At 70.8% G+C, this 15,068-nt stretch carries 14 protein-coding genes; 8 read left to right on the top strand and 6 right to left on the bottom strand.

Annotated elements, in window-relative coordinates:
• Window positions 1–39 precede the first annotated feature (39 nt).
• From NDW01_RS35955 to NDW01_RS35940, 4 genes are all read right to left on the bottom strand, one after another.
• Window positions 40–648: a hypothetical protein gene (locus tag NDW01_RS35955; RefSeq protein ID WP_252828817.1), complete on the bottom strand. Its 609-nt coding sequence runs from the start codon at window positions 646–648 to the stop codon at window positions 40–42.
• A 105-nt stretch (window positions 649–753) separates the two neighbouring features.
• The gene (locus NDW01_RS35950) at window positions 754–1,419 is read right to left on the bottom strand and encodes a response regulator (protein WP_252828816.1); all 666 of its coding nucleotides are present in this window, start codon (window positions 1,417–1,419) and stop codon (window positions 754–756) included.
• Window positions 1,416–2,615, bottom strand: a complete 1,200-nt coding sequence (locus NDW01_RS35945; RefSeq protein ID WP_252828815.1) for a sensor histidine kinase — start codon at window positions 2,613–2,615, stop codon at window positions 1,416–1,418. Before NDW01_RS35945 ends, NDW01_RS35950 begins: the two co-directional genes overlap by 4 nt.
• A gap of 31 nt (window positions 2,616–2,646) precedes the next feature.
• A complete protein-coding gene (locus tag NDW01_RS35940; protein ID WP_252828814.1) occupies window positions 2,647–3,420 on the bottom strand; it encodes a hypothetical protein in 774 nt (257 codons plus the stop codon).
• A 150-nt stretch (window positions 3,421–3,570) separates the two neighbouring features.
• On the opposite strand from NDW01_RS35940, the gene NDW01_RS35935 reads away from it, so the two are divergent.
• The gene (locus tag NDW01_RS35935; RefSeq protein ID WP_252828813.1) at window positions 3,571–4,527 is read left to right on the top strand and encodes a DUF1152 domain-containing protein; all 957 of its coding nucleotides are present in this window, start codon (window positions 3,571–3,573) and stop codon (window positions 4,525–4,527) included.
• Between the two features lie 34 nt (window positions 4,528–4,561).
• Here NDW01_RS35935 and NDW01_RS35930 read toward each other — a convergent pair whose 3' ends face one another.
• Entirely contained in the window at window positions 4,562–5,491 is a 930-nt protein-coding gene (locus NDW01_RS35930; RefSeq protein ID WP_252828812.1) for an aldo/keto reductase, read from the bottom strand.
• Window positions 5,492–5,675: 184 nt separating this feature from the next.
• On the opposite strand from NDW01_RS35930, the gene NDW01_RS35925 reads away from it, so the two are divergent.
• The 3 genes from NDW01_RS35925 to NDW01_RS35915 all read left to right on the top strand — a co-directional run bounded on the left by NDW01_RS35925 (window position 5,676) and on the right by NDW01_RS35915 (window position 10,364).
• On the top strand, window positions 5,676–6,263 hold the full coding sequence (locus tag NDW01_RS35925) for a TetR family transcriptional regulator (protein ID WP_252828811.1): 588 nt from the start codon (window positions 5,676–5,678) through the stop codon (window positions 6,261–6,263).
• Window positions 6,264–6,598: 335 nt separating this feature from the next.
• Window positions 6,599–8,971: a WD40/YVTN/BNR-like repeat-containing protein gene (locus tag NDW01_RS35920; RefSeq protein ID WP_252828810.1), complete on the top strand. Its 2,373-nt coding sequence runs from the start codon at window positions 6,599–6,601 to the stop codon at window positions 8,969–8,971.
• A 187-nt stretch (window positions 8,972–9,158) separates the two neighbouring features.
• Window positions 9,159–10,364, top strand: coding sequence for a cytochrome P450 (locus tag NDW01_RS35915; protein WP_252828809.1), 1,206 nt, complete (start codon window positions 9,159–9,161; stop codon window positions 10,362–10,364).
• A gap of 11 nt (window positions 10,365–10,375) precedes the next feature.
• Here NDW01_RS35915 and NDW01_RS35910 read toward each other — a convergent pair whose 3' ends face one another.
• Window positions 10,376–11,038, bottom strand: coding sequence for a TetR/AcrR family transcriptional regulator (locus NDW01_RS35910; protein WP_252828808.1), 663 nt, complete (start codon window positions 11,036–11,038; stop codon window positions 10,376–10,378).
• 152 nt (window positions 11,039–11,190) lie between these two features.
• On the opposite strand from NDW01_RS35910, the gene NDW01_RS35905 reads away from it, so the two are divergent.
• The 4 genes from NDW01_RS35905 to NDW01_RS35890 all read left to right on the top strand — a co-directional run bounded on the left by NDW01_RS35905 (window position 11,191) and on the right by NDW01_RS35890 (window position 15,025).
• Window positions 11,191–12,051 (top strand): aldo/keto reductase, encoded by an 861-nt coding sequence (locus NDW01_RS35905; protein WP_252828807.1) that lies wholly within the window; start codon window positions 11,191–11,193, stop codon window positions 12,049–12,051.
• A 226-nt stretch (window positions 12,052–12,277) separates the two neighbouring features.
• Window positions 12,278–13,288 (top strand): pentapeptide repeat-containing protein, encoded by a 1,011-nt coding sequence (locus tag NDW01_RS35900; protein ID WP_252828806.1) that lies wholly within the window; start codon window positions 12,278–12,280, stop codon window positions 13,286–13,288.
• Between the two features lie 441 nt (window positions 13,289–13,729).
• Window positions 13,730–14,071, top strand: coding sequence for a hypothetical protein (locus NDW01_RS35895; protein ID WP_252828805.1), 342 nt, complete (start codon window positions 13,730–13,732; stop codon window positions 14,069–14,071).
• A 216-nt stretch (window positions 14,072–14,287) separates the two neighbouring features.
• Entirely contained in the window at window positions 14,288–15,025 is a 738-nt protein-coding gene (locus NDW01_RS35890; protein ID WP_252828804.1) for an SDR family oxidoreductase, read from the top strand.
• Window positions 15,026–15,068: the final 43 nt, after the last annotated feature.

Genomic DNA, 15,068 nt, shown 5'->3' with positions numbered 1-15,068 from the left:
GGCGGGCGGCGCACCGGCATGAGGCGGGGACCGACCGTCTCATCCGACCGGCAGGGGCGCTTCGGCCGGCCGGGTGCCGGCCAGCGCCGCCCTGGCCTTGACCTGGAGCAGGGCCGTACGGGTGAGCATCATGAGCACCGCCATGAAGATCAGGGCGTCGGTGAGCGCGGCCGGGGAGATGGAATGGGCGGCCATCCATTCGCCCAGCTGCCGGCCGAAAACGTGCGCGCTGCCATAGGAGAAGGCGAGGCGTGCGCCGACCACGGCGGTCCACGTCAGTGCGTAGCCGACACCGGCACGGGATTTCGCGCAGCGGCGGCCCTTGGCCACGCCTTCATGGACGCGCATGAAGGCGCCGGCCGATAGCCCGAGCAACAACCCGGCGATCGTTCCGGTGATCTCCAGCAGCAGGCCGTACCCGCTGGTGGAGAGCCGATCGATGAAGAACGGCACGATGGCCGCCGCGCTGATGACCGGCCGGAGGAGGCGGGATCTGGTGACTCTCCGCGTGCCGAGATCGGATTCCAGCACGATGAAGAGTACGGCCAGGTTCAGAATCCATACGCCCATGTCCATCGTTGTGGCCCTTTCAGGTTCGCGGTCCGTTCTGCTGTGGCCACAACTTAGGAATTGGAGCATGCGCCCCACATCGGTCGATGAACCGAGATGGGGTGGAGGCCGGGCGGGGCGTGATCCCTCCAACTGATCTCCACCCGGTCGATGGGCCACCTCCCGGCGGCCGAATCGTGGAGGTCAGACCGAGCGCCCGTCTCCCCGCCGGTTCCCGGCGAGGGTGAGGGCCAGCCGTACGGCGTCGGCGCGCGAGTGCAGGTCGGCCTTGGTGAAGAGATTGTTGATGTGGGTCTTCACGGTCGCTTCGGTGATGTACAGACGCCGGGCGATCTCGCTGTTGCGCAGGCCCTGGCCGATGAGGTCCAGGATCTCCCGTTCGCGCGCGGTCAGCGGCACGGGCGTGTCCGGCTCGGGCGCGGGGGCGCGGGTGGCGAGGGCCAGCAGTCGCGACTGCACGCCGGGGTCGAGGACCGCCTGCCCGGCGTGCGCGCCGCGCACGGCCTGGACGATCCTCGTACGGTCCGCGTCCTTGGTGAGGTAGCCGCGGGCGCCGGCGCGCAGCGCGGCGAGGATCGACTCATCGTCCTCGAACGTGGTCAGCACCACGACCGGCAGACCCGGCCGGGCGGCCAGGATCCGGCCGGTGGCCTCGACCCCGCCCATGACCGGCATGTGCAGGTCCATGAGGACGACCTGCGGGTCGTGCTCGCCGACCGCGGTCACCGCCTCCTCGCCGTTGGCGGCGGTGCCGACGACGGTGATGTCCGGATCGAGGTCGAGCATGACGGCGAGCGCGTCCCGGATCGCGGCCTGGTCGTCGACGACCAGCAGCCGGATGGAGGTCATCGTGGCAACTCCAATCGCACCGTCCAGCCCGGCGCCGGTGGTTCGGCGGGGCCTGCGTACAGCGTGCCACCGAGCAGACTGGCCCGTTCGCGCATCCCGACGAGGCCCATTCCGCTGCCCGTGTGGTTCGGCCGGGCGTCGGGCTCGGCCGTTCCGGTGTCGGTGACGGTGAGCCGGACCAGCCGGTCGGTGTAGGCGAGCAGCAGGTTCACCTCGCCGCCGGGCGCGTGCCGATGCGCGTTGGTGATCGCCTCCTGCGCGGTGCGGATGACGGCCTGGGCGACCTCCACCCGGACCTCGCCGGGCTCACCCTGGATCTCGAATCCGGCCGTGCTCCCGTGCGCGATACGGGCGATGGTCTCCGGAAGCGGCAATGTGTCCTCGCGCAGTGCGTGGATCGCACGGCGGGTCTCCCCGATCCCCGACACCGCCAGGGCTCGTGCTCGCCGTACGGCCTCGTTGGCGTCCCGGTCGCGGCCCCCGGCGTGCAGGGCGTCGGCCATGTCCAGCTGCACGGCGATGCCGGACAAGGCGTGGCCGAGCACGTCGTGGATCTCCCGGGCGATGCGTCCCCGTTCCTCCAGCGCGGCCTCCCGAGCCTCGGACGCGGCCGCGCGCCGGCTCTGCCGGGCGGCGAGATCGGCGGCGGCCAGCGCGTCGGCCCGTTCCCGGCGCGCGAGGCCGATGTAGAGGGGCAGGCCCACGATGAGCGAGAGCCACCACGGCGACTCGTACGACAGGTGCAGCGCGCCGGCCAGCTGGTTCACGGTGGTGGCGAGGGCGGTCCCGGCTCCGACGACGGTGAACGCGACCCGCCGGGAGTCCAGCTTCTCGCCGGCGGTGACGGAGGCGAGAAAGACCAGAGCGGGGGCCGCCGTGTCCTTCGCCAGGGGGAACGCCATCGCGCCCGCGGCCATGAACACCGACACCAGCGTGATCCGCGTCCGGGGCGTCAGGGGACGCCAGGGCAGGACGGACGACGCGAGCCCCGCGGTGATGGTGACCACCACCAGGCTCCAGGTGAGCCAGGGGAGCCGGTCCGGCGGGCGCTCGGCGAGCTGGATCAGGGTGAGCACCGAGAGGGTCCCGATGACGAACGGGCGGATCAGTTCGTCGGCGAACCGCGCCGGGGCCCCCGTCGGCGCGTCGTCGACGGGGACCCCGGCCGGGCGCGTGTCGTCAGGTTCGTCGTCCATCGCCGGACATTGTCCTCTTCATCGGTCACGGTCATCGTTCACGACGGTGCCGGTCGAAGCTCCGCGCCCGGTCGTCGGGGGAGCCGCCGCCGTTCGGCCGCCGCCCGTCGTACGGGGCCGAGTCGGCGTCGTACGGGGCGGAACCGGTGTCGTTCGGGGCGGAGCCGGTGTCGTACGGCCGCCGGATGTCGAGGTCGCGCACGTCCTCGATCAGCGACCCGAGGCCGCCGCGCCGGCGCGGACGGCGTCCCTGGGACCAGTCGGTGCTCTGCACCTTCTGCTGCAACCCGTCCAGCAGGGACGACATCGTGTGCGGTGCGCCGTCGCGCCCCTTCGCCCACACGATCCGGCCGCCGGTGCGCATCGCCTTGGACAGCACGGCCAGCCCCTCCACCACCATGCCGGCGCCCAGTGTCAGCATCAGCCCGCTGCTGCCGGCATGCGCAGCGGTCGGGTCCACCACGCCCAGCACGACGCTGGCGCCGAACCTGACCGCCAGGTTGATCCCCCACAACACCACGGTCGTGACCGTGTAGCGCAGGTAGACGATGCCGTCCCGGTCGAACACGCGGATGCTCGCACCGCGCAGCAGGCCCAGCACCAGGCTGAGCGCGGTGGTGGCGACCAGGAATCCGATGGAGACCGTGGACTGGGACACCTTGGCCAGATCGGTGAGCCCGACCACTGCGAGCACCGCGGGGAGCAGCAGCATGCGCTTGGCCTCGGCCGGCTCGCCGAGCAGGCGGCGGGCCAGGATGTAACCGACCGCACCGATGATCAGGATGATCTCGACGGGACCGCTCACCGATCCCACCTCCTCCGCGGGGACGTCATCTGGACGCCGCCACGTTAGGAAGCCGGCCGCCTCGTCGTCGTGGGTCGGCCGCCGTATCCCGGGTGGACATCCGACTCCACCCGGGACGACCGGACGATCTCCCGCCTAAGGTCGTGCACCATGACCTCGCTGCACGAGCCCCCGATCTTCGCCGCTCTGAAGGATGCCCGACGGGTTCTGGTGGCCGGTGCGGGCGGCGGCTTCGACGTCTATGCGGGGCTCCCGCTGGCGTTCGCGCTGATGGGTCTCGGCAAGTCCGTGCACCTGGCGAACCTGTCCTTCAGCGCGCTCGATCTGATCGACGCGGATGCCTGGTACGAGCCGAATCTCGCCGCGATCACGCCTGCGACGAGGGGACATGACGGGTACTTCCCGGAGCGGACGCTGGCGCGCTGGCTGGCCGCGCAGGGCATGGACGCGACGGTCCACGCCTTTCCCCGGACGGGTGTCCGCCCGCTCCGGGACGCTTACCGGAACCTGATACGACGGCTGGGCATCGACGCGATCGTGCTGGTCGACGGTGGCACCGACATCCTGATGCGCGGGGACGAGGCCGGCGTCGGCACGCCGGAGGAGGACATGACCAGTCTCGCGGCGGTCGCCGGTGTGGACGTGCCCATACGGCTGGTGGCGTGCGTGGGCTTCGGCGTCGACGCGTACCACGGCGTGTGCCACGCTCACGTACTGGAGAATCTGGCGGCTCTCGATCGGGACGGCGCGTACCTGGGCGCGTTGACGATTCCGAGCACCAGTCGGGAGGCGCTGCTGTACGTGGACGCGGTCGCGCACGCGCAGCGGCACACCCCGATGAGGCCCAGCATCGTCAACGGCCAGATCGCCGCGGCCGTCCGCGGTGAGTTCGGTGACGTGCGGTTCACCGATCGCACCCGGGGGAGCGAGCTGTTCGTCAACCCGCTCATGGCGATGTACTTCACCGTCGACCTCGCCGGACTGGCACGTCGGCTCCTCTACCTCGACCGGCTCGCCGACACGGACACCCAGGACGAGGTGCGTGCGGTCATCGAGTGGTTCCGCCGCGGCGTGCGGCGGCGTGAGCGGCGGAGCATTCCGCACTGATGGGTGGCTGCGCCGGCCGCGCTCCCGCCTCCGGCTACCCGATCGGGACGTCGTTGGAGCGGGACTCGACGGCGTCCAGGACGGCGAGGGCGGTGTCGTCGAGGGTGAGTGTGCCGACCGCCGTGTTGGCCTCCAGGTGGGCGGGGTCGGCGGTGCCGGGTATGAGCAGCACGTTCGGGGCGTGGTGCAGCAGCCAGGCGAGGCCGACCTGGGAGGGCGTGACGCCCAGCGACTCGGCCACGGCATGGACGGCCGGTTCCTCGGTGACCTTGGGCAGGCCCGGGAAGGCCCCGCCGAGCGGGAAGAACGGCACCCACGCGATGCCCTCGGCCGCGCACAGCCGCAGCAGGTCCTCGTCGGCGCGGGAGACGAGGCTGTACGCGTTCTGCACGCAGACGATGCCGGCCGGCAGGGCGCGGCGCAGGCCGTCGAGGGTGACGCTGCTCAGGCCGATCGCGCCGATCTTGCCCTCGTCGCGCAGGGCGGTCATGACCGCGAGCTGGTCGTCGAGGTCGACCACCTGGTCGCCCTCGGCACGGAGTCCGGGCCCGGTGTCGAGGCGCCGGAGGTTGACCACCGGGAGCCGGTCGACGCCGAGGCTGCGCAGGTTGTCCTCGACGCTGGCCCGCAGCTGCTCGGGGCGCTGCGCGATCCGCAGCGGCAGGCGCCCGCCCGGGTCGGGGTCGGCGCCGACCTTGGTGACGACCAGAACGCCGTCCTCGGGACGCAGGGCCTCGCGGATCACGGCGTTGGCGAAGCCGAAGCCGTAGAACTCGGCGGTGTCCACGTGATCGACACCCAGCTCGACCGCGCGGCGCATCAGCGCGACGGCCTCGCCGCGGCGGTCACGCAGGCGGTCGAGCTGGGCCGCGCCGTAGCCGACCCGGAACACGGTGCGGCCGGCGAACGAAGCGGTGGCGGTGGTGACGGCGTCTCCGCGAGCGCCCCTGTCTGACGTCTCCATGGCCCCACCCTACGCGTTATGGGTGACAGATATCAATACCTGTCATCCGGTTGACGGGCTGACGGCAGACGGACGACAGGTTTTGACGTCCGTCAGTTCGTTGACCTACGTTCTGCGCTGTGGAGGCACGGGGCGCGACAGTCATGAAGCGGCGGCCTCGTACCGGCTCGACGGGGGAGATCTGATGCGCGGGGAGCCGCTCGACGCGGAGACGATCGTGTCGGCCACCGAGGAGGTGCTGCGCCGGCACGGTCCGGAGAAGACCACGGTGCTCGACGTCGCGCGGCTGCTGGGCGTGAGCCATGGGAGCGTGTACCGGCACTTCCCGTCCAAGGCGGCGCTGCGCGAGGCCGTGATACGGCGCTGGCTCGACCAGGTGCAGGAGACTCTCACCGCGACCGCTCAGGATCGCGACCTGGCCCCCCTCGACCGGCTCCGCGGCCTGCTCACCACCATGTTCGCCATGAAGTGGGCGAAGGCGAAGGAGGACCCGGAGCTGTTCGCGACGTTCCGGGTGCTGGCGGCGGAGCACAGCGCCGTGTCCTCGGCCCACGTCGCCTTCTTGCTCGCGCAGATTCGCGGGATCGTCGCCGACGGCATCGCCGGCGGCGACTTCGCGGCCGGCGACCCCGAGGTGGCCGCGCAGGCCATCTTGCACGCGACCAGCCGCTTCCACGATCCGGCACACGCCGCGGACTGGGACTCCCCTGAGGTCGAAGCCGAGTCCGAGAGCGTCATCTCGCTCATCCTCGACGGCATCCGGGCACGGTGACGGCCACGCCCTCCTCGAGGTCGCTCGATACGCGGCAGAGCCGAGTAGATCCGCGCTGACTCACGCTCGCCCTCGCTGAACGATCCGCCGGACATCGCATCGCATGGCGGTCTTTGTCCAAGATTGATGCCGGATCTCAATATTTGTCCGGTGACGAACGCCTCTGTGATCTTTACCATCGGCCGGGGAACCGAACCACGCCACCCCCGCCAGGAGGCGCAATGACGGCCGACGAACCCGACGAGACCCGACACAGTGCACCGGACCCATCCCCTGAACCCCTCGTTCCTGGACCGCGACACCCCTGGACGACACTGAGACTCCTCCTCTCGGGCGTGCTCGCCCTCGCGATCGCCGCCCTCTTCCTGCACGGGCTCACCGCGGCGAACCACGCGAGCGGCAACGACCGGAGCGAGGCCGCCGAGCGCGTGCACGACGATGCCGACGCCGGAAGGGAAGAAGGCGAAGAGGGAGAGGAGGGGGAGGAAAAGGACGGCGGCCCGACGGCCCCGGCCGAGTACCTCACGCGGAAGTTCACCTCCGGCAAGGACGTCAAGCCGGCCCAGATCAAGCAGGCCCGTACGCAGGCCAGGGCGCTGAAGCAGGGCGGCGGGGCCTGGGCGCAGGTCGGCCCCACCAACGTCGGGGGCCGCGTCACCGACCTCGTCGTGGACCCGAATCACCCCGACACGTTCTACGTGGCGGTGTCGGGCGGTGGCGTGTGGAAGAGCACGGACGCCGGCAAGACCTTCACCTCCGCCTGGCCGGTCGACCAGACGCAGACGATGGGCGCCATCGCGCTCGGCTCCGACGGCACCCTGTGGGCCGGCACCGGTGAGGCGAACCCGTCCGGCGGAGGCCTGACGTTCTTCGGCGACGGCGTCTACCGGTCGACCGACGGCGGCGCGCACTGGAAGCAGTGGGGCCTCACCGACAGCGGCGCGATCGGGAAGATCGTCGTCGATCCGGCCGATCCGAAGCGCGTCTTCGTCGCGGCCGCCGGCAACCTGTCCGGCACGGCCGGTCAGCGTGGCATCTACCGGCTCGACGCCGACGGCAAGAGCTGGCGACTGGTCCTCAAGACGCCGAACAACACGACGGGCGGCATCGACCTGGCGCTCGACCCGACCAACGGCAAGCGCGTCTACGCCGTGTTGTGGGACCACAAGCGCAACAACGGCGCGCGGGTGTACGGCGGCGTCGGTTCCGGCCTCTTCCGCTCCGACGACGGCGGCGACCACTGGAAGCGGCTGGAGAACGTCGTCGGAACCCACCCGGCCGACACCACGGGCACCGGTCTGAAGAGCGACCCGAGCCTCGGCCGGATCGGTGTCGCGGTCGCCCCCGGCGACCCGCGGCGCGTGTACGTGGTCAGCGGCACCCCGTACGGCCCGGACAAGGGCTTCTACGTCTCCACCGACGGCGGCGACACCTTCAAGCCCGGCGGCCGGCCGGGATCCTCCGGCGGCTACCAGTGGTGGTTCGGGCGCCTGTGGGTGGACCCGAAGGACGAGAACCACCTGTTCAGCGCGGACGTCAGCCTGCGCGAGTCCAAGGACGGCGGCGCGACGTGGTCCGACTCGAACGGCGTGCACTCCGACCAGCACGCGATGCAGTGGGACCCGAAGGCGACCGGCCGGATCTACCTCGGCAATGACGGCGGGATCTACCGTTCGGACGACAACGGCGCGAGCGGCTCCTGGGTCCACGCGACGTACGCGCCGTGGAACCAGTCGTACCACCTCGCGGTGGCGGCGGACGACCCGAACCGGCTCGCCTCCGGCCTGCAGGACAACGGCAGCGTCCGTACCTGGACCAACACCGCCGGAGCGTCGGACCTGTCGCAGTGGAACGCCTACGGCGGCGGCGACGGCCACGAAGTCCTGATCGACCCGAGCGATCACAACATCTACTACGAGTGCTCGCAGGTCGGCGTGTGCACGCGGCACGAGGACGGCGACGGTAAGTCGCGCAGCTTCCGTTTCGGGCAGCGGCACTCCGCGCGCATCACGACCGACGCCCCGATCGTGCTCGACCCGAGTAACCCGTCGGTGCTCTACTTCGGCGGCAACGTCCTGGACCGCTCGACCGACCGCGGTGCGACGTTCACCCAGATCAGCCCGCCCGGTGACTACCTGACCGGCCCGGTGCCGCCCGACGAGGACGACAAGGGGCCGTTCTACTCCAACGAGTACGCCACGATCACCTCGATCGCGCCGGCGAAGACGGACGGCAACACGATCTACGTCGGCACCGACACCGGCCGGCTGTGGAAGACGACCGACCTCGGTGCGCACTGGACCGAGTTCACCGGCAAGGGCCTGCCGGTCCGGTGGGTCAACGCGATCGTCGTCGACCCCGCCGACGCCGACCACGTGTACGTCGCCTACTCCGGCTACCGGGAGGGCGACACCGCGGCGAACGTGTGGGAGACCACGAACGGCGGCGACAGCTGGCGGAACATCAGCGGCAAGCTGCCGAACGCACCGGTCGAGATGCTCACCTACGACCAGGTGAGCCGGCAGCTGTACGCGGCGACCGACTACGGCGTCTTCTACGACAAGAACGACAAGAAGAACTGGAAGAGGCTCGGCGGCGGCCTGCCCGACACCCCGGTGTTCGACATCAGGATCACCGGAGATCACCGCACGCTGTACGCGGCGACCTTCGGCCGCAGCGTGTGGAAGATCCCGGTGCCGAACAACTGACCGTCGCGGGGGGACGGGCCCGGCGCCCGTCCCCGCGCCACGGACCGGGGATGAGGCTCCCGCATAACACGGCGAGCCGACGCAGCCAAGCCCCCGGCCGGCCTCAACAAAGTGCCGTTCTCAGCCGGTCGGCCGCTTGTTAGGGTTTGCCCGACCCAGGGCTTCGGCGACAGTGAGGACCGTCCCGATGACTGACCATGGCGAACCCGGCGTCGAGCGGCCTCTTTCGATCGAAGCGCTCCCGGTCGGCGAGGACCGGGACACCGCCTACGCCCGGATTCGCGAGCGAGGACCGGTCACCAGGGTCACCACCGGGGTCGCGGCCGTCTCACGGGACACGGCCGAGTACGTCCTGCGGCATCCGGAGCTCTTCTCCTCCAAGCGGGCCTACGAGAGCGCGGGCAGCCCGGTGCCGATGCTGCCGATCGCGTTCGATCCGCCCGAGCACACCCGCTACCGGCGCCTGCTCCAGCCCCACTTCAGCCCGCGCCGGATCAGGGCGATGGAGCCCGAGATCAGAGCGCTCGCCGCCCGGCTGGTCGGCGAGGTCGCCGACGCGGGCCGCTGCGACTTCGTCTCGAGCATCGCCGTGCCCCTGCCGGCGCAGGTGTTCCTGACGATGTTCGGGCTGCCGCTCGCCGATCGCGATCGCCTGATCGCCTGGAAGGACGCCATCCTCAGCTCGGCTCCCGAGTTCGGGGCCGAGGCCCCCTCCGAGGCCGCCGCCACGGCCGCCCGCGAGCTCTTCGGCTATCTGGTCGAGCACATCGCGGCGCGCCGCACGGAGAGCGGCGGCACCGATCTGCTGGCGGTCCTCCTCGCCGACACCGGTGACGACCGCCTCACCGAGCATGAGCTCCTCGGCATGTGCTTCCAATTCGTCCTCGCGGGGCTCGACACCGTGACCGACGCCCTCTCGAACGCCTTCGCGATCCTGGCCACCCGGCCGGACCTACGGCGGCAGCTCGTCGACGACCCGGGCATCGTCCCCGACGCGATCGAGGAGCTCCTGCGCATCGACGGCCCGATCCTGACCCTTCCCCGCGTGGCCGTCGAGGACGTGCACCTGGACGGCCACCGGGTCACCGCGGGTTCCGCCGTCCATGTCGCCGTCGCGGTCGCCGACCGAGACCCCGCGGAGCATCCCGAGCCCGACACGATCGACTTCCACCGCCGCCAGCCCCATCTGGCCTTCGGCATCGGCCCGCACTTCTGCCTCGGGGCTCATCTCGCGCGGCTGGAGATGAAGACGGTCCTGGAGGAATGGCACCGCCGCATCCCGACCTACGAACTCGCCGAGGGAGTACGCCCGGCGGCCCTCTGGCCGGCCGGACTGGTCGGCGTCGCCGGCCTTCCCCTCGTCTATCCGACGGAGCCGCGACGGCAGGCGTAGGCGGGGTCCTGTCAGCGGCTTCGGCGGTCCGCCGTCGCCTCCTGGGAGGCGGGATCCCCCGCGGTGCCGTCGCCCCGCGGGCGGAGTGCGTCGACGACGAGATCGAGTAGCCGGCCGGCCTCCTCGGGAGTGCCGCTGGCGGCGGTGGAGAGGAAAACACCGAGCAGCAGGCCCGCGACGTCGTCGGGACGGACGTCCGCGCGCAGCAGGCCCGCTTCGGCGCCGCACGCGAGGATCGGCGTGATCGCGGTGATGACGCGCTCTCGGGTGGAGGGCGAGATGCGCCCTGGCGCGGAGCCCGCTCGCAGCGCGCCGAGCATGGCGTGCTTGGTCTCCCAGAACGTGGCGTAGCGGTCCATCCACGCTCTCAGCGCGACGTCGGGGGGGAACCGGCCGAGCAGCACGGAGGCGCTCGCCGTGACGTCGTCGAGCTCGGCCGCGTGGACCGCTTCGATGAGCGCCTCGCGCGTGGGGAAGTGCCGGTAGAGAGTGCCGGTGCCGACCCCGGCCTGGGAGGCGATGGCCTCCAGCGCGACCTGGCCGCCGGGAGCGGCGGCGAACGCGGCCCGTGCGGCCGTGATGAGTTTCTCGCGGTTACGCCGTGCGTCAGCGCGCGCCGGCCGTCCTGCCGCGCCGGGCCGTTGACCGGTGGGCGCCGGTTCGGGCTGACTCAAAGCGGAGATCCTCCGTTAACGCTACGGTGGACTAAGCGGAGGCCCTCCGTTTCGTCCGTCACTGACGAGAGCAGGATCCCATGACATCACGGAGCGATTCACCGGCAGAGCCGGCGCGCGAAGGCCGCGGACGCCCCGGCGGCCCCGGGCGGATGGCCGGACGCACCGTCGCGCGCATCGGCTACGGCGCGATGCAGCTACGGCACCTGCGACACGACCCCGACGCGGCCGTCGCGCTCCTGCGCCGCGCCGTGGAACTCGGCGTCGATCACCTGGACACCGCCCACTTCTACGGCGACGGCTTCGTCAACGAGCTCATCCGCGCGGCGATCGGTCCCGGTGACGGCGTCACGGTCGTCAGCAAGGTCGGTGCCGAACCCGACCCGGGCGGTCCCCACCCGCTGCGCCTCGCGCAGCGGCCGGAAGAGCTCGCCGCCGGCGTCGATGCCAACCTCACCGGCCTCGGCCTCGACCAGATCCCGGTCGTCAACCTGCGCCGCCCCGGTGCCAACCCTCCCATTCCCGTCGGGGCGGACCAGGTCGTGGACCTCGACGACCAGCTCGCGGCGATGATCGCACTACGCGAGGAAGGCAAAATCGGCGCGATCGGGCTGAGCACCGTGACCCTGGACGAGCTGCGCCGCGCGCTCCCGGCCGGCATCGCCTGCGTGCAGAACGCCTACAGCCTCGTCTCCCGCGGCGACGAGGACATGCTGCGACTGTGCGCCGAGGCGGGCATCGCATGGGTTCCCTACTTTCCCCTCGGCGGCGAACTGCCCGGCTCCCCGAAGGTGACGGACGAGCCGGCCGTTCTCGCCGCCGCTGGATCCCTCCGCTGCACCCCGGCGCAGGTCGGCCTCGCCTGGCTGCTCCACCGCGCACCGAACGTCCTGCCGATCCCCGGCACCGCCGGTCAGGAACACCTCGAAGAGAACATCGCAGCCGGTGCGCTCACCATCGACGCGGCCACCCTCGCCACGCTCGACGCCATCCCTTCTCGCACACCCGCTTAGCGGCCCAGGTGTGGGGTCTCCTGCCGGTGGCCCCTGCTCCGTACGGCCGAGCCGCCCTCGTCATCCTCCACGCGCGCGATCTCCCTCCCGCGCCTGAAGGCATGTACACCCCTGTCGGTGCAGGGCATCCTGGACGCGCTGGAGTTCGTCGGTGATGAACTCCCGCAAACGGTGTCGCGCCGAAGACGGGAAAATGTCGGAGCAGCGGCGCGGAGAGGATGACCGGGTGCGGGCGTTCGACAGACGGTTCGCCAGGGCGACGAGGCGGCTTGGACACGCCGAGACCGCGGTGCGGCTGGCCGGGGTTCACGCGCTGGCCGGCCTGGCCGACGATTGGGAGGAGGGCCGGCAGACCTGCATCGACGAGCTGTGCGCCTACCTGCGGACGCCGTACGAACCTTCCCCGGAGGCCGGCCCTCCGGCCGCCGAACAGTTGGCGTTCGGCGGCAGCCAGGAGGTGCACCACACCGTCATCTCGATCATCGCCGCGCACCTTCGCGACAACGCCCGGGTCTCCTGGCGAGGCCATGACTTCAACTTCACCGGTGCCCGCTTCGACGGAGGCGACTTCAGCGGCGCGGAGTTCGCCAGCGGCACCGTCGACTTCCGCGACGCCGTGTTCTCCGGCGGCACCCTCGACTTCACCGGCACCGTGTTCTCGGGAGCCACCGTCGACTTCACCGGCGCCAGGTTCTCCGGCGCCTCCCTCGACTTCACGGGAGCGACCTTCTCGGGCGGCCCCGTCCACTTCGTCTCCGCGGTGTTCTCCGGCGGCACCGTCCACTTCGGCGACGCGACGTTCTCCGGTGCCACCAACTACTTCATCAACGCGGTGTTCTCCGGCGCCTCCCTCGACTTCACCGGCGTGACGTGCTCCGGCGGCGCCCTCGACTTCGCCGGCGCGGAGTTCTCCGCCGGCTCCGTCCACTTCACCGGCGCGGCGCTCTCCGGCGGCGTCCTCGGCTTCAACGGTGCGGAGTTCTCCGGCACCACCGCCCACTTCAACGACGCGACGTTCTCCGGCGGCACGCTCGACTTCACCGACACGACTCTGTCCGGCGGCACCCTTCACTTCACCGACGCGAAGTTCTGCGGCACCACCGTCGTCTTCACCGGTGCCAAGTTCTCCGGCGGCACCGTCGACTTCAGCGACGCGACGTTCTCCGGCCGCCGGGGCGGCCTCGGTAAGGACATCGCCACGGATCCGCCCGCGGGGCTCCTGCTGCCTCCCGCATAGCCCGCGAGCAGGGGCGGCCGCGTCGCGTCCGGGCCGGTGCGCACCCAGGGGACGGAGCCGCTGCCGGCCGCCGTCGGCGATGCGATGGACCAGGTGACCGCGCGGCCGGATCGGCGACCCGGAGGGAGATCGCGGACGTCGTGCTGTTCCTGGTCGAGGACCGCAGCAGCTACGTGAACGGGACCGTGGTGGGCGTCCACGGAGGGCAGCGCGGTCTGCTGCCCGGCTGAAACCCCGAGGTGAGCAGCGAGGCGCCCATGCGGCCGGAGTCTCGGCGTGGTCCCCGTCGGGGGACCATGAGGCGCCGGCCACCGCGAATGCACCGACCGGATGCCGCCCTTTGGCCGCTGCGTGGAAAACAGCGATCATGCGGAGTAAACCATTTTGTGTATAGCCACGTCTTACTACCTGAAGGCTACGGAGGCTTTGGAAGGAGCCCAAATGCTCAAGCGAGTGATCGCGACCGGAATGACCGCAGCGGGTGTCGCAGCCTTGTCGGCGGGGATGCTTGCTTCCCCGGCGCACGCGGACGTCGAGTGCACCCCCGATACATTCTTCGTTCTGCACGCCTCGAGCACCAACGGCGGCGCGCCGCTGAGCGAGTGCCTCGAGGGACACGACGTCACGTACGGCATGGGATTCGCCGTCGACCTCATCCGGGCCGGGAACAACAGCGGCTATCTCGTCCGGGCGAGTGACGGCAAGCACGTGCGCTTCGGTAACTACCAGGAACTGTACTTCGGCCCGGCCGGAGTGGTGTTCCAGGAAATCCACTTCAACTGAGAATAACGTGGCGGCGCTCCGCGAACTCCCGCCGCCACGTACCTTTTTCTGTCGCTTATTCGAAGCCTCATGGTCACTGTACGGGCTTCCTGATAACGGCACGGGTGCGCCCATTTTTGTAAGCAGGTGTCCCTCTCCCTTACCGGACCTCACCGTGCGCCCCATCGGCGGCTGCACCGTGATCGCCTGGCGCCGCGGTCTGATACACGTTGAACCATGACGGATCTGATTGACCTGACCGGCCGGACGGTGATCGTCACGGGCGCGTCGTCCGGGATCGGCGAGGCCACCGCGCGGCTGCTGCACGCCGCCGGGGCGTATCCGGTACTGGCCGCGCGCCGGGCGGACCGGCTGGCCGCGTTGAGCGAGGAACTCGACGGGGCGCTGGCGGTGCCCACCGACGTGACCGACGCCACGCAGGTGCGCGACCTGGTCGCAGCCGCACTGGACCGGCACGGGCGGATCGACGGCTTGGTGAACAACGCCGGCGCCAGCATCGCGGGACCGATCGCCGACATCGATGTCGCCGAGTACCGCAAGATCCTCGACCTCAACGTGGCCAGCCTGGTCGCCGTCACCCAGGCGGTGCTGCCGGCCATGCGGGAGCGGGGCTTCGGGCGGATCGTGAACGTCAGCTCGGGCACCACCCGCCGGGTCGCGACCGGGGTGGGGGCGTACGCGGCGACCAAGTCGGCGGTGAACATGATCAGCTCGGTGTTGCGAGAAGAACTCGCCGCGGACGGAATCGCGGTGTCGCTGCTGCTGCCCTCGGTGACCGCGACCGAGTTCGGCAACGGCATCTTCAAGGACGGCGTGCCACCCCGGCCGGGCATGGTGGTTCACCGGCCGGAGTACGCGGCCGGCGTTGTGCTGCGGCTGCTGCGCACCGGCGAGGACACCTTCGACATCCCGCACGGCCCCGAGCAGCCCGACATCCTCCGCGTATCTGAATAAGGGGTCACGCGGACGGTCGAGGCTCCCATCCCAGAGCGAGGAC

Source organism: Actinoallomurus soli, from assembly GCF_024055715.1.
Lineage (GTDB): Bacteria > Actinomycetota > Actinomycetes > Streptosporangiales > Streptosporangiaceae > Actinoallomurus > Actinoallomurus soli.
This window is presented reverse-complemented; position numbering and strand designations above follow the sequence as displayed.

What these genes read in the sequence shown, in the direction of transcription:
- NDW01_RS35935 (WP_252828813.1), top strand. Translation starts at nt 3,571, where the DNA reads ATGACCTCGCTGCACGAGCCCCCGATCTTCGCCGCTCTGAAGGATGCC.
- NDW01_RS35925 (WP_252828811.1), top strand. Translation starts at nt 5,676, where the DNA reads ATGCGCGGGGAGCCGCTCGACGCGGAGACGATCGTGTCGGCCACCGAG.
- NDW01_RS35895 (WP_252828805.1), top strand. Translation starts at nt 13,730, where the DNA reads ATGCTCAAGCGAGTGATCGCGACCGGAATGACCGCAGCGGGTGTCGCA.
- NDW01_RS35930 (WP_252828812.1), bottom strand. Translation starts at nt 5,491, where the DNA reads ATGGAGACGTCAGACAGGGGCGCTCGCGGAGACGCCGTCACCACCGCC.
- NDW01_RS35950 (WP_252828816.1), bottom strand. Translation starts at nt 1,419, where the DNA reads ATGACCTCCATCCGGCTGCTGGTCGTCGACGACCAGGCCGCGATCCGG.
- NDW01_RS35890 (WP_252828804.1), top strand. Translation starts at nt 14,288, where the DNA reads ATGACGGATCTGATTGACCTGACCGGCCGGACGGTGATCGTCACGGGC.
- NDW01_RS35905 (WP_252828807.1), top strand. Translation starts at nt 11,191, where the DNA reads ATGGCCGGACGCACCGTCGCGCGCATCGGCTACGGCGCGATGCAGCTA.
- NDW01_RS35945 (WP_252828815.1), bottom strand. Translation starts at nt 2,615, where the DNA reads ATGGACGACGAACCTGACGACACGCGCCCGGCCGGGGTCCCCGTCGAC.
- NDW01_RS35915 (WP_252828809.1), top strand. Translation starts at nt 9,159, where the DNA reads ATGACTGACCATGGCGAACCCGGCGTCGAGCGGCCTCTTTCGATCGAA.